Origin of the sequence: Janthinobacterium sp. Ant5-2-1 (assembly GCF_001445815.1) — a bacterium.
GTDB lineage: Bacteria > Pseudomonadota > Gammaproteobacteria > Burkholderiales > Burkholderiaceae_D > Janthinobacterium > Janthinobacterium lividum_E.
This window is the reverse complement of the sequence record NZ_LNCE01000064.1, coordinates 1-21288: the sequence shown is the minus strand read 5'-3', so window position 1 is coordinate 21288 and position 21288 is coordinate 1. Positions and strand designations below refer to the sequence as shown.

The window sequence follows — 21288 nt, the reverse complement described above, 5'->3', positions numbered from 1 at the left end:
TCGCCAGCTGCATGCCCACGGGCAGGGCGCGGATGCGCTTGCCCGTGGCGGCGAAGATGGCGTTGCACAGGGCCGGGGCGATGGGCGGCGTGGCCGGTTCGCCCACGCCGCCCAGCTCCATGTCCAGTGTGCCCGGCACCAGGTGCGTGTGGATCACGCGCGGCGCGTCGGCGGCGCGCAGCACGCTATAGTCGTGGAAATTGCTTTGCTCTACCCGGCCATTCTTAAAACTGATCTCGCCGCTCATGGCCAAGGACAGGCCCATGATGCAGGCGCCCTCGATCTGCGAGCGCACGCGGTCCGGGTTGATCTGCGGGCCGCAATCCATGGCGATGTCGACCCTCGGCACGATGACTTCGCCGGCCGCGTTGATCTCCACTTCGATCACGGCCGCCACATAGGTGACGAAACTGTAGGAAACGGCCAGGCCCAGCCCCCGTCCCTTGGGCAGCTTGCGGCCCCAGCCCGCCTTGGCCGTCGCCAGCTCGATCACGTGGCGCATGCGGCCAATATCGACCGGATACTTCGCCGGGTCTTCGCCATAGTTCCAGCCGTCGGACAGGTCGGCTGGGTTGATCTTGCGCGCGGGGCCCAAGAGCGCCAGCAGGTAGTCGCGGTGGTCTTTCTTTGCCGCGTGGGCCAGTTCGGCCGTGAATGACTGGATGGCAAACGCGTGCGGGATGTTCGACACGGAACGGAACCAGCCGATGCGCGTATGCGCCGGCACTTCAGGCACTTCGACGCGGATGTTCGCAATGGCGAACGGCACGTTGATGGCCGACATGCCCAGCTCGAACGGCGCCTGCTTGTTCGCGCCGGCGGCAAAGGTCGAGGTAATGGTGGGCGCGGCCGTGCGGTGCAGCCAGGCCGTCGGCATGCCTTTCGCGTCCAGCGACGCTTCCAGCCGTTCGACGGACACCGTATGCAGGTAGTCGTGCTGCAGGTCGTCGTCGCGCGTCCACGTCAGTTTGACGGGCGCGCCATCCATGGCTTTCGACAGCAGCGCCGCCTCGACGGCGAAATCGGGTTTCGATTTGCGCCCGAAGCCGCCGCCGAGCAGCGTCACGTGCACGGTCACGTCGTCGTACGACAAGCCCAGGGCCTTGGCCACGTTGCTGCGCGTCGCTTGCGGCGCCTGCACGCAGGCCCACACTTCGGCCTTGCCGTTGGCGATGCGCACGGTGGCGGCGGGCGGCTCCATGGTGGCGTGGGCCAGGTGGGGCAGATAGTATTCGGCGCTCAGTTTGCGCGCGGCGGGAGCGGCGGCCAGGGTAGCCACCGTCTTGCCCTGGTCGCGCGCCGGGCTGGCCGGCTGGCGCACGGCCGCTTCCAGCGTCTTGCGGAAGGCTTTCGAGTCGTAATCGCCGTTCGGGCCATCTTCCCATTCCAGCACCAGCGCTTCGCGGCCCTTGATGGCGGCCCAGGTGTTACGCGCGATGACGGCCACGCCGCCCAGCGGATTGAACATGGCCGGCGGCGGGCTGCCCGCCAGTTCGACGATGCGCAGCACGCCCGGCACCTTCAGGGCCGCCGTCTTGTCCACGCTTTTCAGCTTGCCGCCAAAGACGGGCGGACGGGTGATGACGGCATACGCCATGCCGTCGAGGCGCGTGTCGATGCCGAAGTGGGTATTGCCCGTGACGATGTCGTGCAAGTCGATGCCGCGCGTGCTGTTCTGGCCGATGTAGCGCAGCTCGTCCGCCGTTTTCAGGCTGATGCGCGCGCGTGGCGGCACTGGCAATTTGGCCGCTTCCTCGGCCAGCGCGCCGAACGACAGCGAGCGTCCGCTGGCCGCATGCACGACCGCATGGTTGACGGCTTTGACTTCCGTCACAGGCACGTCCCAGCGCACGGCGGCCGCCGTTTCCAGCATCAGGCGCGCCGTGGCGCCCACGTGGCGCATGGCGCGGAACGAGTGGCGCATGCTGCGCGAACCGTCCGTATCCTGGCTGCCGTAGCGCGCTTCGTCGGCGGGCGCCTGCTGCACGCGCACCTGCGCCCAGTCGGCGCCCAGTTCGTCGGCCGCCACCATGGGCAGGCTGGTGCGGATGCCCTGGCCCATTTCGGAGCGGTGCACCACGATGGTGACGATGCCGTCGGCGGCCACCGACAGGAAGACCAGCGTGTCGTCGACCACGCCGCCAGCCATCTTGTCGCCGCCGTATTTGACGGCGTCGGCCGCCATCACGAGGCCGGAAGGACCGGCCACCAAAGTCAAACCGGCCAGCGCGCCGGCCGCCTTGAGCCAGTTGCGCCGCGCGGATGAATGTAAAGTCGGAGTGTCATGGGTGCTCATTTGGCCGCTCCTTTTGCGTTGATGCTGGTGGCGGCCTGCTTGATGGCCGCGTGGATGCGCGTATAGGTGCCGCAGCGGCAGATATTGCCGCTCATCGCGTCGCGGATTTGCTGGTCGTTCGGTTTGGGCGTCTTGTGCAGCAGGGCCGTGGCCGACATGATTTGCCCGGCCTGACAGTAGCCGCATTGGGGCACACCGTGCTCCTGCCACGCCTGCTGCAGGGCCAGGCCGACCTTGTCTTCGCCCACGGCTTCGATGGTGGTGATCTTCTTGCCCGCGGCGGCCGACATCGGCGTCACGCAGGAGCGGATGGCTTCGCCGTCGAGGTGCACGGTGCAGGCGCCGCACAGGGCCATGCCGCAGCCGAACTTGGTGCCGGTCATGCCCAGTTCGTCGCGCAAGGCCCACAGCAGGGGCGTGTCTTCAGGCAGTGCAAGGTCGTGCTGCTTGCCATTGATGGTCAGGGTCGTCATGTGTATTCCTCTGTGGGGGATGGTGCGGGAACGCGCGACGGCCATCCGCTAAACGGATTAGCTCATCAGTATGGGATGGTAGCACCAGCCGCCATGCGCTGCAGGGCGTGGGGCCCGGTGGCATACTGCGGCTTCTGATATGGGAGTTTTCTATGGCACACATCACACCGGCGCAAGGCTTGCCGGACATTCTCGCTCCCGGCTTGCGGGTGGTTTTTTGCGGCCTCAATCCCGGTGTGGACGCGGCCGTCGCTGGCCACCATTTTCTCGGCCGCGGCAACCGCTTCTGGCCCGTGCTGCACCTGGCCGGCTTCACGCCGCATCTGGTGGCGCCGCAAGACGATGCCAGCGTGCTCGGTTTCGGACTGGGGCTGACGGCGGCCGTCGGGCGCCCGACCAGCCGCGCGGACCAGGTGGGGGCGGACGAATTCGCGCAAGCGGCGGCGGGCCTGCAACATAAACTGGCATCGATGCGGCCGCAGTGGATCGCCTTCCTGGGCAAGGCCGCCTACGCGGCGATGACGGGAAAACGCCAGCTGGAGTGGGGCGAACAGCCGGAGCGCTTCGGCGGCGCGCGCGTGTGGATCTTGCCCAATCCCAGTGGCCTCAATCGCGGCTATTCGAAGGAGCGGCTGGTCGACGCGTATGCGGAACTCCAACGCGCGCTGGACTGACGTCCAGTGCCACGGCGCGCAACAGCGGCGTGACGAAATCGAGGAAGGCGCGCAATTTCAAGGGCAGCGGCGCTTGTCCCTTGTGCAGCAGGCTGACGGGCAAGGGCGCCGCTTCGAACGGTGCGAGCACGATGCGCAGCCTGTCGCCGCGCAGGGCGTCCATGACCTGGTATGACAGCACGCGGATCACGCCCGCGTCCAGGGTGGCGGCGGCGATTGCCGCGTCCACCGTATTGACGGCCAGGCGCGAATGCACGGGCACGGACTGCGCAGCCTTGCCCGTGCCGAAAACCCAGGCGCGCCGCGATTCCAGCACTTCGAAACTGATGCAGGCATGCGCGGCCAGGTCGCCCGGCGCAGTTGGCGTGCCATGCGCGGCCAGGTAGCCGGGGCTGGCGCAGACGACCCGGCGCACCGTGCCGACCCGCGTCGCCACGAAGCTGCTGTCGGGCAGGTCGCCAATGCGCACGGCCACGTCGACCTGCTCGTCCATCAGGTGCAGGACGCGGTCCGTCAGTACCAGCTTGATCTCGATGTCCGGATAGCGGGCAAGGAACGCCGTCACCACGGGCACGATGTGCAGGCGTCCGAACATGACGGGCGCCGTGATCATCAGTTCGCCTTTCGGCGACGCATATTCGCCCGTCGCCATACGCTCCGCTTCGCCGATCTCTTCGAGGATGCGGCGGCACGCGGCAACGTAGGTTTGACCGGTTTCCGTCAGCGACAACTGGCGCGTCGTGCGGTGCAGCAGGCGCGTGTTGAGGTGCGCTTCCAGCGCCGCCACCTTGCGGCTGACGGTGGCCAGCGGCATGCCGAGATGGCGCGCGGCGGCCGACAGGCTGCCCGCGTCCACCACGGCCAGCAGGATGGTCATGGATTCCAGCCTATCCATCGCTTGCTCTCATATGATCCTGTCAAATATTGGAAGAATGATTCTCAATCTTATGAGATTCTCTTTGCTGGTGCAAGTACGTAAGCTGGTCTCCTTCGCTGCGGCACGTCGCTGCGGTAATTTAAAAGGAGAGCGCCATGCGACCCACACCCATTTCCCCGCCCGATGCACACACCGTGGCGTCCGCGCCGCGCGGCAAGATCCTCATGATGGCGGTGATCGCCGGCGCGGTCATCACCAACATCTATTGCACGCAGCCTATCCTGCCCCTGATCCAGTCCGGCCTCGGTGTCGACCTGGCGGCCGTCAACCTGGTCGCCGGCGCGGCGCTGCTGGGCTTTGCCACGGGGCTGGCGCTGCTGCTGCCGTTGGGCGACCGCGTCGACCGGCGCACCCTGGTGCTGGGGCAGATCGTGCTGGCCTTCGTTTGCGCCCTGGCGGCGGCGCTGGCGCCCGGCATCTGGCCGCTGATCGGGACATCGTTTGGCCTGGGCATCGTCAGCTGCGTGCCGCAGCAACTGGTGCCGCTCGCCGCGAGCATGTCGCCGCCCGCTGAGCGCGGCCGTTCCGTCGGGACGGTGGTCAGCGGCATCATGGTGGGCATCCTGCTGGGACGCACGGTGGCCGGCGTGGTGGGCGAGGCCTGGGGCTGGCGCGCCGTGTACGCGATGGAGGCGGCCTTCATGGTGCCCGTGTGGATCGCGGCGGCGGCCTTGCTGCCACGCGGGAAACCGGGTAGCCAGCTTTCCTACCTTGGCTTGCTGGCGTCGTTGTGGCTATTGGCGCGCGACCATCGTCCCCTGCGCGAATCGATGCTGATCCAGGCGCTGTTGTGGGCCTGCTTCAATGCGTTCTGGGTCAACCTGGCCTCGCTGCTGGCCAACGGCCCGTGGCACCTGGGCAGCGCCTGGGCCGGCGCCTTCGGCATCATCGGCGCGGCCGGCGCACTGGCCGCCACCGTGGGCGGCAGGGCCACCGACAGACTCGGTTCGCGCACGGTCATTGGCCTCAGCATCGCCATAGTGACCTTGTCCTACCTGCTGCTGGCGGGCGCCGCCTCGTCGCTGGTCTTGCTGGTGATCGGCGTCATCGTGCTCGATATCGGCGTGCAGGCCGCCCTGGTAGCCAACCAGACACGCGCCTTTGCCGTCGATCCGGCCGCCCAGGGCCGCATCAACAGCCTGTACATGACGGCGACCTTCATCGGCGGCGCCGCCGGCGTGGCGGTAAGCGGCTGGCTGATGCAGCGTTTCGGTTGGACGGGCGTGGCGGTGTTTGGCGTCGGACTGGGCTTGCTGGCCGGAGCGATCCACCTCGCCGGATCACGCGCACGGCAGCGGGCGGCAAGCGCCACTTAGCGTGGCTGCTCCAGTTGCGCGTACACGGCGTCGGCGATCTTGCCCAGTTCCTGCTTGGGCAGGCTCGCCGAGAGGGCATAGCCGAGCTGGCCGTCGATCCAGTAAAACACGCTCAGCTCCTTTTCCTGCGTGTAGCGGAACGCCGTTTCCTGCTTGCCGGCCCGTTCCTTGGCCACGTACAGGGTCAGGCGCTTGCCACCGCCATCTTCATACATGAATTGGGCCACGGGACCGTCGCCATCGCCGGGCAGCAGGCGTCCGCCGATCAGGTGATAACCGAGCGGCGACAGCGCGGGCGGCTGCAATTTCGTGCCCAGGCGTTTCGACAGCCATTGCACCAGGTGCGCCTCCTGTTCCACTCCCACCTCGACGGGGTGGCGCACTTCGGGTGTGTAGACGGCGTGGGCGATGGCGGCGCTGCGCGCCAGGGAGATCGGGCTGGCGCTGGCGGTCCGCATGTCGCCACCATCGCCGCGCAGCAGCCAGCCGCCCGCGCCGCCGGCGATCACCAGCACGACGGCCGCTGCCGCCTGCATGGCGTGGCGCCGCCAGGCGCCGTTTGCCGCCGGTGGCGATGCCGATTGCAGCAGGGCCGGCGGCACGGCTTCGTCCAGCACGGGGTCGAACAGGGCGCGCAATTGCCGGTTCTGTGCACGCCAGGCGTCGACCCGGGCGGCATCGTCGGGATGCGCGCGCAGGTGGGCGTCGATGGCCGCGCGCTGCTCCTCGGGCAGGACGCCGTCGGCCAGGGCGTGCAATTGCGCTTCGCTGATGGCTTGCGTTGTCATTTCACGACTTTCAGGGTGGGGGCGCCATGGCTGCCGGCGGGGCGGCCGTCGAGCAATTCGCGCAGCCGCTCGCGCCCGCGCGACAGGCGCGACATGACGGTGCCGACGGGGATGGCCAGGGTGGCCGCCACCTGCTCGTACGGCATCTGTTCCAGCGCGACGAGCAGGATCACTTCGCGCTGCCCCAGCGGCAAGCGGGCCAGCGCCGCATCCATTTCGCCGATGGCGATGGCTTGCCCGGGCGCGCGTTCGGGCGCGGGCAGCAGGGCGTCGTCGTCGAGCTCCTGCAGCGCCAGGCCGGGGCGGCGCAATTGATCCACGTGCAGGTTGTGCATGATGGAGAACAGCCACGGCCGCATCTCGCCGCTGCGTTGATCCAGCTTGCGCCACGCACGCTCGACGGTGTCCTGCACCAGGTCATCCGCGTGCAAGGCGCCTGCCAGCGCGCGCGCATAGCGGCGCAGGCCGGGCAGGCACGCTTGCAACTGGCGGCTATCCTCTGGCGTGGTCATCGTGGCGGCGGGGAGGGCTGCTTACGGCTTGACGACGTGCCACACGTTCTTGAAATTGTCGCCGGCCACGTCGCCCGGCTTCTTGTCTTCCTTGTACAGGTACAGGGGCTTGCCCTTGTAGGTCAGCTGCATGGCGCCGTTGTCTTCGCGCTTGATGCTGCCATACGGGGCAGCGGGCGCCGCTTCGGTGGCGATGACGGCGGGCCAGGCCACCAGGCAGCCGCCGCTGCAGGCGCTCTTGCCGCTGTCGGCGACATCCTTGTCGAACACGTACACGGTCATGCCGCTGGCGTTGACCAGCATGCCGTTGGCGGGCATGACGTCGGCGGCGAAAGCCAGCGGGGCGGACAAGGCGGTGAACAGGGCGGTGGCGGCAAAAGTGGTAAAACGCATGATGGTCTCCTTGAGGTTTTGAGGGCTTGCAAGGGATAGACGCATGCCGCCCACCGTTTATTCCCGCGCTGGCGGATTATTTTTTGGATGCAGGCTGGCCCACAGGTGGGCGGCCGCCATGGTGCGGTGCGGCGCGTACTGGCGCAGCCACTGTTCCGTGCGGGCCATGTCAGGTTTCGTTACTTCGCCGAGCAGCTTTTGCAGGGCGGCGCGGATGGCCACGTCGCCGTGCAGCGAGCAGTCGGCATAGCCGTAGCCGCGCAGCAGCGCGTAGTTGACGGTCCACGGGCCGATGCCTTTCACGGCCAGCAGCGCCTGGGAAATCGCCGCCACGTCGCCGGACGCCGGCAGCTCCAGCGACAGTTCTCCCTCATCGACGAGGCGCGCCAGGCGCAGCACGGTTTCCGCCTTGGCGCGCGAGAATTTGCGGCTGGTCAGCTCTTCCACCGACAACCGTGCCACGTCGCGCGCCTCGGGATAGCACCATAGGCCGCTGCCGTGCCGGCGCCCCGCCTGCAGAATGAACGTGCGGCGCAGGGAAATGGCGAACGGCAGGTTGATCTGCTGGCCGATGATGGCCCAGGTCAGCGCTTCGAACGGGCTGGCCGATTGCACGATGCGCAGGTCCGGATTGACGCTGACCAGAGGCGCCAGCAGCGGGTCGCTGGCGGCCAGTTGCGCGAACGGCTGCGGGTCGATGCGCAGGCCGAGGATGTTCAACAAGGCGCCGTGCAGCGGCGTTTGAAGGTCCGCATCGCCGTCGATCTCCGCACGGCAGACGGCGGCGGCGTCCGTGAATGCGACGTGCAGCACGACCGGCACGCCTTGCAGCAGGATGCCCTTGCGCAGGCCAGTCTCGGTGACCTGTTCGGCCACGGCTTCGCCATCGCGGCTGTGGAAGGCGATGACGTCGTCGCGGCGGTAGCCGGCGGGCAGGGGGAGGGTCCAGTGCAGCAGGGTCATGGTGGGCAGGAAATCAGGAAGCGTATCAGGAACGGTGTCAGGGAGGCGATGCGGGCGCACCGCGTTTCTTGCTTTGTGCCTTTAGCGGGCGCAGATGTCGGTGGTGGGCGGGCTAAGTGCCGCCGCATGCTGGATCTGCAGGGCGTCGGGCACGCCATTTTTCACGGCCGTCAGTTCGGCCAGGATGGAAATGGCGATTTCGGCCGGCGTCTTGCTACCGATGTAGAGGCCGATGGGACCGTGCAGGCGCGCCAGCTGCTCGGCGCTGACGTCGAACTGCAGCAGCCGTTCGCGCCGCTTGGCGTTATTCGCGCGCGAGCCGATGGCGCCCACGTAAAACGCGGGCGACTTCAACGCTTCCATCAGGGCCAGGTCGTCGAGCTTGGGGTCGTGCGTGAGGGCGACGACGGCGCTGCGGCTGTCGAGCTTGAGTTCGAGCACGAGGTCGTCCGGCATGGCGTGCAGCAGGGGCACGCCGGGCACGTTCCAGCCGCCCCGGTATTCCTCGCGCGGGTCGCAGACGATGACGTGGTAATCCATGGCCGTGGCGATCTGCGCCACGAAGCGCGACAGCTGGCTGGCGCCGATGATCAGCAAGCGCCAGCGGGGGCCGTGCTGCGTGGTGAGTACGCCATCTTCCAGGGCCAGCACGGCGCCCGGCGTGGCACGTTGCAGGGTGACGGCGCCGCTGCGCAGGTCGAGCCGGCGTTCGACCAGTTCATGCGCTTCCAGGCGCGCCAGCAGTTCGGCCACACGGCTGTCCGCATGCAGCGGTTCGATGGCCAGTTCGATGGTGCCGCCGCAGGGCAGGCCGAAGCGGTGCGCCTCGTCGGCGCTGATGCCGTAGCTGACGATTTCCGGCTGCGTACGCACGATGCCGTGCACGCGCACGGTGTCGATCAAGTCATCTTCGATGCAGCCGCCGGAGACGGAACCGACCACCGTGCCATCGTCGCAGATGGCCAGAGTGGCGCCCACGGGGCGGGGACTGGAGCCCCACGTCTTGATGACGGTGACGAGTTCGCAGCGGTGGCCGGCGGCGAGCCAGGCGGCGCTGGTTTTCAGAACTTCAAGGTCGATGCTGTCCATGGGGCGCGGAAGGAAAGCCGCAGCTACGCGGCAAAGTATGGAATATTTTTCAATATTGTGGCTATACTACGCTCTCCAACAGCCTGCGGAGAGTTTTCATGCCGAACGACCAAAAGACGCAAGATGACGGCATCCCCAAGTTTGGCAAACTGCTCATCGCCCTGTTCCTGGCGGTGGTATTTTGCGGCGCCCTGACCTGGGTCATGGGCACCTATTTCCCGAATTTCCCCGGCGCCTGAGCAAACCTGCTGCATCAGGCGCCTTTGGCGTTTAAGGCTTCAACGGCTTCTTCGCCGCCTGCTTTGCGCGCACGTCGATGACGGCGCGGTTGACGGCCGCCATGCGCGAGTTGGTGCCCGGGTGCAGGGCCGTGTAGCCATTGGCGACCGTGGCCGGCACTTGCGCGGCCAGGCGCTGCCAGAAGCGGGCGGCGTTGTCGACGTTGTAGCCGGCGCGCGCCAGCAGGTAGATGGCCAGAGTGTCGGCTTGCACGTCGAGTTCCTGCGGCATGGCCTTGATGCCGGCGGCGCCCGTCAGCATCGACACGTCGGGCTGCACGGCGCCGAGGCTGTCGATGATGCTGCCGGCCGTGCCTGCCGTGCGCTGGCTGCGCGCGTGGTCGAGGATGTTGTGTGCCATTTCGCGGGCGATGACGAAGGCGATGCCTTCGTCGTTTTGCGCCGCATTGACCATGCCGCGCGTGAGCATGATGCGTCCGCCGTCCGAATACGCGTTGATATTGTCCGCATTACCCAGGGCGACGCGGAAGGCGCAGGCGCGCGTGACGGGAATTTTCAGGTCCTGCTGCTGGCCGTCGCGGGCGATGGTCATGTTCAGGCTTGCGCTTTTCGAGGCCAGCGGGCCGACGATGGCGCCGAACGGGCCTTCCGCTTTCGGGCCGGCCGGCAGCGGCTTGCCTTCGGCGGCCAGCAAGCCGTCGCCCTTGCGCAAGCCGGCGCGCGCGGCGCCGCTGCCCGGCAAGACGCCGGACACCTGCATCTGTTCGCCATAGCCGAGGGCCGCCTGCGCCGCGTCGGCATAGATGCCAGGGTAGGAATACTTGTTCTGCGCCGTGAAGCCCAGCAGGTTGCGCGCATACGTCTTGCACAGGTCCGCATTGTTGATCAGCAGAGGCGCCGAGACTTTCGACAGGCGGTCCTGCAGCGCCACCATCTTCACCAGTTCTTCCTGCGCCGCCTTTTGCTGCGCCGTGAAGGCGGGCGCATCGGGCGCCGGCACGACGTTGAACGGACCGCTGACATTCGTCGCCGGCGTGGTACAGCCGGCGAGGATGGCCGCGCTGGCCAAAAGGAGAGGAGTGGCCAATCGGCGCAGCGAAGTTGGGGCTGGGATCAGATGGCGGAAACCTGGCATGGACTATTCCTTCGTGTAGCTCCTGACAAAACCTACTGCGCGGCGCGATTTGCGGCCTCCGATGCTCACTGTGCATTCGCACAGCTCCGCTTCTCAGCCACAACTCACATCCGCTCGCTACGGTTTGTCAGTCGCTGTTAATGTTTGCCGGTGCTGCCGAAACCGCCAACACCGCGTTCGCTGTCGCCGAATTCCTCGACGACGTTAAAGCCCACTTGCAGCACCGGCACGATAATCAGTTGCGCCAGGCGTTCCATGGGGTTGAGCGTGAAAGCGCTCTGGCCCCGGTTCCAGGTCGATACCATCAGCTGGCCCTGGTAATCGGAGTCGATCAAGCCTACCAGATTCCCCAATACGATGCCGTTTTTGTGGCCCATGCCGCTGCGCGGCAGGATCATGGCCGCATACGACGGGTCGCCGATGTGGATGGCCAGGCCGGTGGGAATGAGCACGGTCTGGCCGGCTTCGATGGTGATGGCCTCGTCGATGCAGGCGCGCAGGTCCAGGCCGGCGCTGCCTGGCGTGGCGTAGGCCGGCAGCAGTTCTTTCATGCGGGCGTCGAGGATCTTGATGTCGATATTTTTCATGAATCTAACTAACTAAGCTAAGTCGTTTAAAGGGATTATTTGAGCAGCGAATTCTTGGCAATGCGCTTCGAGATTTCCGAGATCAGCTGGCGCGCCAGGTTCAGTTTCGAGGCGCGCGGCAGCACGGTATGGCCTTCCTCGTCGAACAGGATGATGGTGTTGTCGTCCTGGCCAAAGGTGTTCTGGCCGATATTGCCGACCAGGAGGGGGATACCCTTTTTCTCACGCTTGGTCGAGCCGAACTCCACGAGATTTTCCGATTCGGCGGCAAAACCCACGCAATACGGATAGCCGGCCAGGTTGGTGCGTGCCGCCACGGTGGCCAGGATGTCGGGGTTTTGCACGAACTGCAGTTCGGGCACGGAGCCGTCGGCCTGCTTTTTCATCTTCTGGTCGCTGGCGTTGGCCACGCGCCAGTCGGCCACGGCGGCCACGGCGACGAAGACGTGCTGGCCGTCGACGTGGGCCAGCACGGCGTCATGCATCTGCTGCGCGCTTTGCACGTCGATGCGGCGCACGCCGAATGGCGCGTCCAGGGCCGTCGGGCCGGAAATGAGCAGCACCTCGGCGCCCGCTTCGCGCGCCGCGCGCGCCACCGCATAGCCCATCTTGCCCGAGGACAGATTGGTGATGCCGCGCACGGGGTCGATGGCTTCGAACGTGGGGCCGGCCGTGACCAGCACGCGCTTGCCCGCCAGGACTTTCGGCTGGAAGGCGGCGATCAGTTCCGTCAGCAATTGCTCCGGTTCCAGCATGCGGCCCAGGCCCACTTCGCCGCACGCCTGTTCGCCGGCGGCTGGGCCGAACAGCTTGATGCCGTCGTCGCGCAGCTGCTGCACATTGCGCTGCGTGGCCGGGTTCTGCCACATTTCCACGTTCATGGCCGGCGCCACCAGCAGGGGCAGGTGGGATGGGCGGGCCAGGCACAGGGTCGACAGCAGGTCGTCGCACACGCCGTGCGCCAGCTTGCGCAGAAAATCGGCCGAACACGGGGCGATCAGGATGGCGTCCGCATGGCGCGTCAAATCGATATGCGCCATGTTGTTGGCTATGCGCGCATCCCACTGGCTCGTGTGCACGGGGTGGCCGGACAGGGCCTGCATCGTGACGGCCGTGATGAAGTGGCTGGCCGCATCCGTCATCACCACTTGCACCGAGGCGCCGGCCTTGGTCAGCGCGCGGCACAGTTCCGCCGCCTTGTAGCAGGCGACGCCGCCTGACAGTCCCAGGACGATTTTTTTGCCGGACAATTCCATGCCGTTCTCCCGCGTGTTATTTGTTTACCCGGCGCAGTTCATCGATGATGAACAGGGCCGCGCCGATGCAGATGGCGCTGTCGGCGATATTGAAAGCGGGGAAATGGCCCCAGCTTTTCCAGTGGAAGTCGAGGAAGTCGACCACGTGGCCGTACACCAGGCGGTCGATGGCGTTGCCCAGCGCGCCGCCGAGGATCAGCGCCAGAGCCCAGCAGAACATGCGCTGGCCCGCGTGCTTTTTCAGCAGATAGACGATGTAGATGGCGGCCGCCAGGGCGATGCCGGTGAAAAAATAGCGCTGCCAGCCGCCCTGGTCGGACAGGAAGCTGAACGCGGCGCCCTTGTTATACGCGAGCACCAGATTGAAATACGAGGTGATGACCATCTCTTGCGCATAGCGGAAGGTCTTCAGGATCGTGATCTTGGTGATCTGGTCGAACAGGATGACGATGGCGGCAATGCCCAGCCAGGGCACGAGCGACGCCGAAGATGACGATTTCGATGAAAAACGGTTTTTAGTGGCCATATTTTTCCAGGGAAGATAAGACCGCCGCTACCCTTGCGGGCAGCGGCGGTGGGAAGCGGCGCAGGAACGTGTCCCGCGCTGTTTTATGCGAAGCGGCGTTTCTCGCCCGCGCCAAACAGATTGCTGACGCAGCGGCCGCACAGAGTAGCATGCGCGGCGTCCGTGCCCACGTCCGCACGGTAGTGCCAGCAGCGCTCGCACTTCGGCGCCGTCGACGCGGCCACGACCACTTCCTCGGCCGCTTCGTCGGCTACTTCAGCCACCGTTGCCTGCGAGGTGATGAAGACGAACTTCAAGTCCTCGCCCAGGGTGGTGAGCAGCTTGTACTTCATCGGCGCGGCCTTGATCGTCAGTTCCGCTTGCAGCGACGAACCGATGGCGCCAGAGGTGCGCAAGTCTTCCAGCTGTTTCGTCACGTCCGTGCGCACGGCGCGCAGTGCCGTGTATTTCTCCAGCAGGGCGGCGGCGTCCGACACTTCCGGCAGCTGCCACCAGGTTTGCGTGAAGATGGTTTCATCGCTGGCGGCATACGCTTCGCTTCCTGCGAAGACGGCCCAAGCTTCTTCGGCCGTGAACGACAGGGCAGGGGCCATCAGGCGCAGCAGGCTTTGCGTGATGTGCCACAGGGCCGTCTGCGCGGAACGGCGCGCGTGCGACGTCAGGCCCGAGGTGTACAACCGGTCCTTCAGGATGTCCAGATAGAAGCCGCCCAGGTCTTCCGAGCAGTACGTCTGCAGCTTCGACACGACCGGATGGAATTCGTAGCGCGCGTAGTTGTTCTCGATCTGCGTTTGCAGCGACGCCATGTTGGCCAGCGCATAGCGGTCGATCTCGAACATCTCCGCCACCGGCACGGCGTCCGTGGCCGGATTGAAGTCCGACGTATTGGCCAGCAGGAAGCGCAGGGTGTTGCGGATGCGGCGGTACGATTCCGTCACGCGCTTCAGGATCTCGTCGGAGATCGACAGCTCGCCCGTGTAGTCGGTCGAGGCGATCCACAGGCGCAGGATGTCCGCGCCCAGGGTGTCCGAGATCTTTTGCGGCGCCAGCGTGTTGCCCAGCGACTTGGACATCTTCTTGCCTTCGCCATCGACCGTGAAGCCGTGCGTCAGCAGGGCTTTATACGGCGGACGGCCATTCAGCATCGACGACACGAGCAGCGACGAGTGGAACCAGCCGCGATGCTGGTCCGAGCCTTCCAGGTACAGGTCGGCCGGGAATTGCAGCTGCGTCGAGTGCGAACCGTGGCCTTGCGGGCCGCCCAGCACCGTCTGGTGCGTGGCGCCGGAATCGAACCACACGTCCAAGGTGTCCTTGTTCTTGGCGTAGATGGCCGCTTCGTCGCCGATCAGGTCTTTCAGATCGAGCGCCTGCCATGCCTCGATGCCGTCTTTTTCGATCAGCTTGGCCACTTGCTCCAGCAGTTCCGGCGTGCGCGGATGCAGGTCGCCCGTTTCCTTGTGCACGATGAAGGCCATCGGCACGCCCCACTGGCGCTGGCGCGACAGGGTCCAGTCGGGACGGTTGGCGATCATGCCGTGCAGGCGCGCCTGGCCCCAGTCCGGGAAGAACTCGGTGTCGGCGATGCCTTTCAGGGCCGTCTCGCGCAGGGTCGCGCCGCCGTCTTTCGGCGTCACGTCCATGCCGGCGAACCACTGCGAGGTGGCGCGGTAGATGATCGGCGTCTTATGGCGCCAGCAATGCATGTAGCTGTGGTCGAACATCTTGACTTCGAACAGCGCGCCCGCTTCGCGCAGGGCGTTGCAGATCGGCTTCGACGCTTCCCAGATGGTCATGCCGCCGAACAGGGGCAGGGTCGAGGCGAACTTGCCGTCGCCCATGACGGGCTTGATGATGTCGTCGTCCTTCATGCCGTGCGCCTTGCACGAGATGAAGTCGTCCAGACCGTAGGCTGGCGCCGAGTGCACCACGCCCGTGCCGCTTTCCGTGGTCACGTATTCGGCCAGGTACAAAGGCGACAGGCGGTCATAGAAAGCGTCGCTCGCATGCAGCGGGTGGCGGAAGCTGATGCCGGCCAGGGCCGCGCCGTCGCAGGTGGCGATCGTCGTGCCCTCGAGCTTGAAGCGCGCCAGGCTGGCCACGACCAGGTCTTGCGCCAGGATCAGCAGCAATGGCTGACCATCGCGCTCGGTTTTCACCAGTGCGTATTTGACTTCCGGGTGCACGTTCAGCGCCTGGTTCGACGGGATGGTCCACGGCGTCGTGGTCCAGATGACGATGAAACCGTTATCGGTCGGCAGCGATGGCAGGCCGAAGGCGGCCGCCAGTTTGGCCGGCTCGGCGAACTTGAAGCCGACATCGATGGCGGGATCGCGTTTTTCCGCGTATTCCACTTCCGCCTCGGCCAGGGCCGACTGGCAGTCGAAGCACCAGTTGACGGGTTTCAGGCCGCGGTAGACATAGCCTTTTTCCAGCAGCTTGCCCAGCGCGCGCAATTCGTCCGCTTCATTGCCGTGCGCCATCGTCAAATACGGGTTGTCCCACTCGCCCAGCACGCCCAGGCGGATAAAGTCTTTCTTCTGGCGCTCGACCTGCACGTTGGCGTAGGCGCGCGCCTTTTCCAGCACTTCGGCCGTCGGCAGGTTCTTGCCGTGCAGTTTTTCGATCTGGATCTCGATTGGCATGCCGTGGCAATCCCAGCCCGGTACATACGGCGCGTCGAAGCCGGCCAGCGAGCGCGACTTGACGACCATGTCCTTCAGGATCTTGTTGACGGCGTGGCCCAGGTGGATGTCGCCATTCGCGTACGGCGGGCCGTCGTGCAGGATGAATTTCGGACGGCCGGCGGCAGCCTTGCGCACGCGTTCGTAGATTTTCTTGTCTTGCCATTGCTGTACCCATTGCGGCTCGCGCTTGGCCATGTCGCCGCGCATCGGGAACGGGGTTTCCGTCATGTTGACCGGGTATTTGCTTTCAGGCTTCTTGTTCTGCTTGGGCGTGGCTGGCTTGTTTTGATCGGACATAATCTTCTTTAATGATATTGAATGGTTTGCGGCGGCAGGTGCCGCCAGTCGGCGGAGTTGGCCGGCGTCAAATTCGGTCGGTGGCGGTAATGGCGCCGCTGCGCTGCTCGAAGTAGGCGCGCGCCTGGTTCGAGTCGCGCTCGATGGCGGCCGTCAGGGTGGGCAAGTCGTCGTACTTTTCTTCGTCGCGCAGCTTTTCCAGAAACTCCACGCGTACCAGCTTGCCGTAGCAGGACTGGGCGAAATCGAACAGATGCACTTCCAGCAAGACGCGGCCGCTGTCGTCGACGGTGGGGCGCACGCCGAGACTGGCCACGGCGGGCAGCGGTGCCGGCCCCAGGCCGTGTACCTGCACGATGAAGATGCCGGACAGGGCGGGGCGGTGCGCCACGCGCAGGTTCAGGGTGGGGAAACCGAGCGTGCGGCCCAGCTTCTGGCCGTGGATGACATGGCCGGAAATGGCGTAAGGATGACCGAGCAGCTGCGTGGCCAGCGGGAAATCGCCGGCGGCCAGGGCCAGGCGCACGGCCGACGAGGAGATGCGCGTGCTGCCATTCATCACCGTCGGTAATGTTTCTACGTGGAAACCATATTGGCGACCCGCTTCCTGCAGCATGGCGACGTCGCCGGCGCGCCGGGCGCCATAGCAGAAGTCGTCGCCGACCATCAGCCATTTCACGTGCAAGCCGTCGACGAGGACTTTTTCCGTGAATTCCTGCGGCGTCAAGGCGGCGAACTGGGCGCTGAAGTGCTCGACGACGACCCGGTCGATGCCGGCGTCTTCCAGCGATTGCAGCTTGTCGCGCAGGTTGGCGATGCGCTGCGGCGCCTTCGACAGGTCGCCCGCGCGCTGCGCGAAGAACTCGCGCGGGTGCGGCTCGAACGTCATCACGGCCGCTTCGATGCCGAGTTCGGTGGCAGCTTCGCGCACGCGCGCCAGCAAGGCCTGATGGCCGATGTGGACACCGTCAAAATTGCCGATGGTCAGAGCGCAAGGCGCTCGTGCCTGGGCATTGGGAAGTCCGCGGAATACCTTCATAGGAATCTGATGAAAAACTGTGCCAAAAGGGGGATTATACGGACTGTTTCAGGGATGCACACCCGGCAGGGCGGGCGCAGGGGCAATTTCCCTGCTGAAATGATAAAAAGCGTTGCCGGCGGGTGTGCTGGCAACGCTTTTCGCGATGGGCACTCAACTAGCTGCCCGACAATATCTTGGCGATATTATCTTATTTATTCATCAATGCCCAGTAGCGAGCCAGGTCAGCCGCGCCATCCGTGCCTTTGACGGCTTTCAGCGCGGTCGATGCGTTGGATTTCTTGCCGGCGTGGATGTAGGCGATGCCCAGGTGCAGCTTGGCTTCTTCCGCATACTTGGCGGTGCCCATTTTCACGGCGTCGTTCATCAGGCCCAGGCCTTTGTCGGCTTGGCCATCGTAGACCAGGGCGAAGCCCAGCTTGCTCAAGCTGTCGGCGTCCTTGTTCTTGACGTATTCCGCTTCCGACTTGGCGGCGTTGGCCTTCAGGTCAGCCTGGGTCTTCAGGGCCAGGTCTTTCAGGCGCTGGTGACGGGCGGCATCGGTGCCGGTGCCCAGCACGCCTTTTTTGTAGCCCTGTTCGATGATGCTCAGCGCTTCGCCAGGATTGCCTGCTTGCAGGGCCAGCTGGCTGATTTCCATGTATTCGGACGGCTTGGTGAACAGGCCGTTGGCCAGGCGCAGGCGCTGGACGTCCAGGCCGAGGCGCTGCGAGAAGCCAGGTTTGCCGGAAACGCGGTTCAGCAGGTCGGCCCAGTAGCTGGTTTTCGGATAGCTCGATGCCAGTTTTTCCAGGGTGGATACATAGCCAGCCTTGTCGTTCTGCTTCAACTGGATGTTGGCCAGCATTTGCAGGCTCGCTTCCGAGTTGCCGCCGCGCGATTGCAGTTCCTTCGCCGCTTCGGCGTAGTTGCCGCTGACGTAGTAGGTCTGGATCAGCAGTTCGCGCATCTGTGGATCTTCGCGGTCTTTCAGCGAGCGTTTGATCCAGGTGATGGTGTTCGGCCAGTCCTTGGCGCGGTAGTACATGCCTGCCAGCGCTTGCGTGAATTTGGGTGCTTCGGCGGCGCTCAGGCGGCCGGAATTGATGACGGCTTCAAACGCCTTGATGGCGGTGCCGTTGTCGCCGGCGGCAGCAGCGGCCGAGGCGCGCACGCGCTCGATCTGGTAGCTTTCAAAGGCGGTCTTGCCGCCGACGCTGTCAGCTTCGCGCAGCTTGGCCAGCGCTTCCTTGTTTTTGCCGCTGCTAGCGAGTTTTTGCGCTTCTTGCAGTGGCTTGCCCACTTCGGCACGCACGGTGTCCGCGGCGTATGCCAGCGAGCCCAGGCCGATTACGGGAGTTGCTGCGGTAAAACCGATAGCGGCCATGACGAGGCCGAGATGAGCGAGACGAAACTTGGACATAAGAAAGTCTTTCAGTAAAAAGCGAATAGGCAGGAAGTCCTGCCTATTCGGATGTAAAGAGAACCTGATTGCTGCAGCTTACTGGAATTGCTCGTTGCCGACCAGACCGATTTTGGTCACGCCCAGACGCTGCGCCGACGCCATCACACCGGCGACGACTTTGTATTCCACCAGCTTGTTCGGACGCAGATGCACTTCCGGCTGGTCTGCTTGCGCAGCGACGTTGCTCAGCTTGGCTTCCAGCGAAGCGCGGTCAGGAACGACCTGATTGTCCCACAAGATCGTACCGTCAAAATCGACATCGATCGTGACGACCACTGGTTCGGTTGTCGGTGGCGGCGGTGTGCCGACCGGCATGTTCAAGTTCACCGAGTGGTTTTGCTTAGGAATCGTGATGATCAACATGATAATCAGCACCAGCATCACGTCGATGAGGGGCGTCATGTTCAGTTCCATCATTGGTTCCGGATCCGCGCCTGGAGCGCTTCCCGAACCGACATTCATACTCATAGTGTTTCCTTTAAGAAGTCCAACGAAGCACCGGGCGAAACTGCCGCCCGGTCAGCTTCCGGCAGTGGCGCGCCCTTGTTGCCGGGGCGCCGCTGCCAGTCGCTATCAGCCCTTGTCAGGTGGTTCGGTGATGAAGCCGACCTTCTGGATCCCGGCACGTTGGGTCGTGTAAATAACCCGGCCGATCGATTCGTAGCGTGTTTCTTGGTCGCCACGAACGTGTACTTCCGGCTGCGGTACTTTCACTGCTTCAACTTTCAGATAATCGAACAGTTCGCTCGTATCTTTCAGTTTCTTCTGGCCCAGATAAATCTCGCCATCCTTGTTGACAACGATGTTGACGTTTTCTGGCTTGCTTTGAAGGGCTTGGTTGGCCTCGATCGGCAGATCGATTTTCTGCAATTTGAGGACAACCGGACTGGTGATCAAGAAAATGATCAGCAAAACCAACATGATGTCGACGAGCGGCGTCGTGTTGATTTCTGACATTACTTGATCTTCATCTCCGCTGTCGGAGCCGACGGACATCGACATGATTCTTATCCGATCTTTTTAGCGCCGGCAGCACGGCCAGCTTCGCTGGTCGACATTGCGCCGGAGATCAGTACCGAGTGAACGTCGGCGCTGAACGAGCGTACGTCTTCCATTGCGGTTTTGTTACGACGCACCAGCCAGTTGTAACCCAGAACGGCAGGAACGGCGACCAGCAGACCGAAAGCGGTCATGATCAGTGCTTCACCAACTGGACCTGCAACTTTATCGATCGAAGCGTTACCGGTCATGCCGATGTTGGTCAGCGCGCCGTAAATACCCCAAACGGTACCGAACAGACCGATAAACGGTGCGGTCGAACCAACGGTTGCCAGGAACGACAGGCCATCTTGCAGACGCGATTGGACTTTGTCCGAAGCGCGCTGGATCGACATCGTCACCCAGGTCGACAGATCGATTTGTTCCAGCAGGGCGCCGTCATGGTGAGCCGTTGCCTTGGTGCCCGATTCAGCGATGAAGCGGAATGGCGAGCCTTCGGTCAGGGTTGCCGAGCCAGCAGCGATCGAAGGTGCTTTCCAGAATTTGGCAGCGGTTTCTTTAGCTTGCTTGAAGATCTTCATTTGATCCATCAGCTTGGTGATGATGATGTACCAGCTGCCGATCGACATGATGGCCAGGATGATCAGGGTGGCGCGTGGCACGAAGCCGCCGTCCCACACTGCTTGCAGGCCGAACGGGTTGTGGACTTCTTCAGTTTTGGCTGGAGCTGCTGCATCAGCGGCTGGAGCTGCTGCGTCTGCTGCTGGAGCTGCTGCATCAGCAGCTGGTGCTGGTGCTGCTGCAGCGTCTGCCGCTGGAGCCGAAGCGGCAGCCGATGCTGGCGCGTCAGCGAATGCCGGAGCTGCTACCAGAGCGGTAGTAGCGGTAACGGACAACAGAACCGCGGCAAAAAATGCGGACAAACGGGTATTCTTAAACATGCTTCCTCCAAAATTAAAAATAACAGATCGCTGAACGTAATGACAACGAAATCATAGTGTGAGACAGGGGATAACTGCCTCGGGTTTTAATCCAGCGACCAAACGTATTGCATTTGCTGCCAGCCTTGTTCCGGCTTGCCGTCTACTGTTGCCGGCTTAAATGTACAGCGGCTGATACCTTGCACCGCGGCTTTGTCCAGGTCTCTGAAGCCGCTGGACTTCACGATCTTCGAATCAGCGACCTTGCCGTCTACACCGATCAGGAACGACAGTGTCACCACACCGGTTTCCTCATTGCGCTGCGACGACTTTGGATAAGCCGGCTTTTCGCAGACACTGAAGTCAACCACGGCCGGCGTACGCACCGATTTGGCTGGTCCAGGAGTTGGCGCAGGCTGTGCAGGCGGTGCCGGCGGTGCCAATACATTCGTGGCTGGCTTCACAGCAGTCGTATTTGCAATCACGTTTTGCTGTGGTGGCGGCTGCTGCACGTTCACCTCGACTGGCGGAATGAATGGCGGCGGTGGCGCTTTCATTTCTGGCGGCGGTGGTGGCGGTGGAAGATCCTTCGGTGGAGGCGGTTTGACTTCCTCGATAATCTTGGTTTCAACCGGTTCCATCATTTTGGTGACCAACCGCTTGCCCAAGCCCGTCACGATCCCGTAAGCCGCGAGAACGTGCAGCAGGACAACGATAG

Annotated in this window: 22 protein-coding genes; 3 read left to right on the top strand and 19 right to left on the bottom strand. The window is 64.3% G+C overall.

What is annotated here, in order from left to right; translation table 11 throughout:
• Together ASN89_RS20435 and ASN89_RS20430 are read right to left on the bottom strand one after the other, a co-directional pair.
• A partial coding sequence (locus ASN89_RS20435) for a xanthine dehydrogenase family protein molybdopterin-binding subunit (protein ID WP_058050563.1) occupies nucleotides 1–2296 on the bottom strand: 2296 nt, incomplete at its 3' end.
• On the bottom strand, nucleotides 2293–2769 hold the full coding sequence (locus ASN89_RS20430) for a (2Fe-2S)-binding protein (protein ID WP_058050562.1): 477 nt from the start codon (nucleotides 2767–2769) through the stop codon (nucleotides 2293–2295). The genes ASN89_RS20430 and ASN89_RS20435, both read right to left, overlap by 4 nt.
• A gap of 152 nt (nucleotides 2770–2921) precedes the next feature.
• Here ASN89_RS20430 and mug point away from each other — a divergent pair, with 152 nt between their 5' ends.
• Nucleotides 2922–3443, top strand: coding sequence for a G/U mismatch-specific DNA glycosylase (gene mug, locus ASN89_RS20425; protein ID WP_058050561.1), 522 nt, complete (start codon nucleotides 2922–2924; stop codon nucleotides 3441–3443).
• Here the strand turns inward: mug and ASN89_RS20420 are convergent.
• Nucleotides 3376–4338 carry a LysR family transcriptional regulator gene (locus ASN89_RS20420; protein ID WP_082654675.1) on the bottom strand — a complete coding sequence of 321 codons (963 nt, stop codon included), beginning with the start codon at nucleotides 4336–4338 and terminating at the stop codon, nucleotides 3376–3378. The genes mug and ASN89_RS20420 overlap by 68 nt on opposite strands.
• 137 nt (nucleotides 4339–4475) lie before the next feature.
• Here ASN89_RS20420 and ASN89_RS20415 point away from each other — a divergent pair, with 137 nt between their 5' ends.
• Nucleotides 4476–5696: an MFS transporter gene (locus ASN89_RS20415; RefSeq protein WP_058050560.1), complete on the top strand. Its 1221-nt coding sequence runs from the start codon at nucleotides 4476–4478 to the stop codon at nucleotides 5694–5696.
• Here the strand turns inward: ASN89_RS20415 and ASN89_RS20410 are convergent.
• The 5 genes from ASN89_RS20410 to ASN89_RS20390 form a co-directional block, all read right to left on the bottom strand.
• Nucleotides 5693–6484, bottom strand: coding sequence for an anti-sigma factor family protein (locus tag ASN89_RS20410; RefSeq protein WP_058050559.1), 792 nt, complete (start codon nucleotides 6482–6484; stop codon nucleotides 5693–5695). The two genes, ASN89_RS20415 and ASN89_RS20410, sit on opposite strands and share 4 nt — an antisense overlap.
• Complete coding sequence (locus ASN89_RS20405; protein ID WP_058050558.1) at nucleotides 6481–6996, bottom strand: RNA polymerase sigma factor; 516 nt, start codon at nucleotides 6994–6996, stop codon at nucleotides 6481–6483. The genes ASN89_RS20410 and ASN89_RS20405 overlap by 4 nt, the downstream gene beginning before the upstream one ends.
• A 21-nt stretch (nucleotides 6997–7017) precedes the next feature.
• Entirely contained in the window at nucleotides 7018–7389 is a 372-nt protein-coding gene (locus ASN89_RS20400; protein WP_058050557.1) for a hypothetical protein, read from the bottom strand.
• 57 nt (nucleotides 7390–7446) lie between these two features.
• On the bottom strand, nucleotides 7447–8352 hold the full coding sequence (locus ASN89_RS20395; RefSeq protein ID WP_058050556.1) for a DNA-3-methyladenine glycosylase family protein: 906 nt from the start codon (nucleotides 8350–8352) through the stop codon (nucleotides 7447–7449).
• Nucleotides 8353–8433: 81 nt separating this feature from the next.
• Nucleotides 8434–9441 carry an XdhC family protein gene (locus ASN89_RS20390; protein WP_058050555.1) on the bottom strand — a complete coding sequence of 336 codons (1008 nt, stop codon included), beginning with the start codon at nucleotides 9439–9441 and terminating at the stop codon, nucleotides 8434–8436.
• A gap of 98 nt (nucleotides 9442–9539) precedes the next feature.
• Between ASN89_RS20390 and ASN89_RS29335 the strand changes: the two genes are divergently transcribed.
• On the top strand, nucleotides 9540–9680 hold the full coding sequence (locus ASN89_RS29335) for a hypothetical protein (RefSeq protein ID WP_200969093.1): 141 nt from the start codon (nucleotides 9540–9542) through the stop codon (nucleotides 9678–9680).
• A 31-nt stretch (nucleotides 9681–9711) separates the two neighbouring features.
• Here the strand turns inward: ASN89_RS29335 and ASN89_RS20385 are convergent, their stop codons facing one another.
• The 11 genes from ASN89_RS20385 to ASN89_RS20335 all read right to left on the bottom strand — a co-directional run bounded on the left by ASN89_RS20385 (nucleotide 9712) and on the right by ASN89_RS20335 (nucleotide 21286).
• Complete coding sequence (locus ASN89_RS20385) at nucleotides 9712–10815, bottom strand: M48 family metallopeptidase (RefSeq protein ID WP_058050554.1); 1104 nt, start codon at nucleotides 10813–10815, stop codon at nucleotides 9712–9714.
• Between the two features lie 137 nt (nucleotides 10816–10952).
• Entirely contained in the window at nucleotides 10953–11402 is a 450-nt protein-coding gene (gene dut, locus ASN89_RS20380) for a dUTP diphosphatase (RefSeq protein ID WP_034785229.1), read from the bottom strand.
• Between the two features lie 35 nt (nucleotides 11403–11437).
• A complete protein-coding gene (coaBC, locus tag ASN89_RS20375; RefSeq protein ID WP_058050553.1) occupies nucleotides 11438–12658 on the bottom strand; it encodes a bifunctional phosphopantothenoylcysteine decarboxylase/phosphopantothenate--cysteine ligase CoaBC in 1221 nt (406 codons plus the stop codon).
• Between the two features lie 16 nt (nucleotides 12659–12674).
• Nucleotides 12675–13184 (bottom strand): signal peptidase II, encoded by a 510-nt coding sequence (lspA, locus tag ASN89_RS20370; RefSeq protein WP_046685968.1) that lies wholly within the window; start codon nucleotides 13182–13184, stop codon nucleotides 12675–12677.
• An 83-nt stretch (nucleotides 13185–13267) separates the two neighbouring features.
• Nucleotides 13268–16168, bottom strand: coding sequence for an isoleucine--tRNA ligase (ileS, locus tag ASN89_RS20365; protein ID WP_058050552.1), 2901 nt, complete (start codon nucleotides 16166–16168; stop codon nucleotides 13268–13270).
• Nucleotides 16169–16235: 67 nt separating this feature from the next.
• Nucleotides 16236–17207: a bifunctional riboflavin kinase/FAD synthetase gene (locus tag ASN89_RS20360; protein ID WP_058050551.1), complete on the bottom strand. Its 972-nt coding sequence runs from the start codon at nucleotides 17205–17207 to the stop codon at nucleotides 16236–16238.
• Nucleotides 17208–17397: 190 nt separating this feature from the next.
• Nucleotides 17398–18609 (bottom strand): tetratricopeptide repeat protein, encoded by a 1212-nt coding sequence (locus tag ASN89_RS20355; RefSeq protein ID WP_046685965.1) that lies wholly within the window; start codon nucleotides 18607–18609, stop codon nucleotides 17398–17400.
• Between the two features lie 78 nt (nucleotides 18610–18687).
• Nucleotides 18688–19119, bottom strand: a complete 432-nt coding sequence (locus tag ASN89_RS20350; RefSeq protein ID WP_176741207.1) for an ExbD/TolR family protein — start codon at nucleotides 19117–19119, stop codon at nucleotides 18688–18690.
• Between the two features lie 105 nt (nucleotides 19120–19224).
• Nucleotides 19225–19653, bottom strand: a complete 429-nt coding sequence (locus ASN89_RS20345; RefSeq protein ID WP_034754165.1) for an ExbD/TolR family protein — start codon at nucleotides 19651–19653, stop codon at nucleotides 19225–19227.
• A gap of 5 nt (nucleotides 19654–19658) precedes the next feature.
• Nucleotides 19659–20591, bottom strand: coding sequence for a MotA/TolQ/ExbB proton channel family protein (locus tag ASN89_RS20340; RefSeq protein ID WP_166448878.1), 933 nt, complete (start codon nucleotides 20589–20591; stop codon nucleotides 19659–19661).
• Between the two features lie 86 nt (nucleotides 20592–20677).
• Complete coding sequence (locus tag ASN89_RS20335) at nucleotides 20678–21286, bottom strand: energy transducer TonB (protein ID WP_058050550.1); 609 nt, start codon at nucleotides 21284–21286, stop codon at nucleotides 20678–20680.
• Nucleotides 21287–21288 lie beyond the last annotated feature (2 nt).

Bases quoted from the DNA above. Each gene is read 5' to 3' on its own strand.
- ASN89_RS20430 (WP_058050562.1), bottom strand. From the start codon at position 2,769: ATGACGACCCTGACCATCAATGGCAAGCAGCACGACCTTGCACTGCCT.
- mug (WP_058050561.1), top strand. From the start codon at position 2,922: ATGGCACACATCACACCGGCGCAAGGCTTGCCGGACATTCTCGCTCCC.
- ASN89_RS20420 (WP_082654675.1), bottom strand. From the start codon at position 4,338: ATGGATAGGCTGGAATCCATGACCATCCTGCTGGCCGTGGTGGACGCG.
- ASN89_RS20415 (WP_058050560.1), top strand. From the start codon at position 4,476: ATGCGACCCACACCCATTTCCCCGCCCGATGCACACACCGTGGCGTCC.
- ASN89_RS20410 (WP_058050559.1), bottom strand. From the start codon at position 6,484: ATGACAACGCAAGCCATCAGCGAAGCGCAATTGCACGCCCTGGCCGAC.
- ASN89_RS20405 (WP_058050558.1), bottom strand. From the start codon at position 6,996: ATGACCACGCCAGAGGATAGCCGCCAGTTGCAAGCGTGCCTGCCCGGC.
- ASN89_RS20400 (WP_058050557.1), bottom strand. From the start codon at position 7,389: ATGCGTTTTACCACTTTTGCCGCCACCGCCCTGTTCACCGCCTTGTCC.
- ASN89_RS20395 (WP_058050556.1), bottom strand. From the start codon at position 8,352: ATGACCCTGCTGCACTGGACCCTCCCCCTGCCCGCCGGCTACCGCCGC.
- ASN89_RS20390 (WP_058050555.1), bottom strand. From the start codon at position 9,441: ATGGACAGCATCGACCTTGAAGTTCTGAAAACCAGCGCCGCCTGGCTC.
- ASN89_RS29335 (WP_200969093.1), top strand. From the start codon at position 9,540: ATGCCGAACGACCAAAAGACGCAAGATGACGGCATCCCCAAGTTTGGC.
- ASN89_RS20385 (WP_058050554.1), bottom strand. From the start codon at position 10,815: ATGCCAGGTTTCCGCCATCTGATCCCAGCCCCAACTTCGCTGCGCCGA.
- dut (WP_034785229.1), bottom strand. From the start codon at position 11,402: ATGAAAAATATCGACATCAAGATCCTCGACGCCCGCATGAAAGAACTG.
- coaBC (WP_058050553.1), bottom strand. From the start codon at position 12,658: ATGGAATTGTCCGGCAAAAAAATCGTCCTGGGACTGTCAGGCGGCGTC.
- lspA (WP_046685968.1), bottom strand. From the start codon at position 13,184: ATGGCCACTAAAAACCGTTTTTCATCGAAATCGTCATCTTCGGCGTCG.
- ileS (WP_058050552.1), bottom strand. From the start codon at position 16,168: ATGTCCGATCAAAACAAGCCAGCCACGCCCAAGCAGAACAAGAAGCCT.
- ASN89_RS20360 (WP_058050551.1), bottom strand. From the start codon at position 17,207: ATGAAGGTATTCCGCGGACTTCCCAATGCCCAGGCACGAGCGCCTTGC.
- ASN89_RS20355 (WP_046685965.1), bottom strand. From the start codon at position 18,609: ATGTCCAAGTTTCGTCTCGCTCATCTCGGCCTCGTCATGGCCGCTATC.
- ASN89_RS20350 (WP_176741207.1), bottom strand. From the start codon at position 19,119: ATGAGTATGAATGTCGGTTCGGGAAGCGCTCCAGGCGCGGATCCGGAA.
- ASN89_RS20345 (WP_034754165.1), bottom strand. From the start codon at position 19,653: ATGTCGATGTCCGTCGGCTCCGACAGCGGAGATGAAGATCAAGTAATG.
- ASN89_RS20340 (WP_166448878.1), bottom strand. From the start codon at position 20,591: ATGTTTAAGAATACCCGTTTGTCCGCATTTTTTGCCGCGGTTCTGTTG.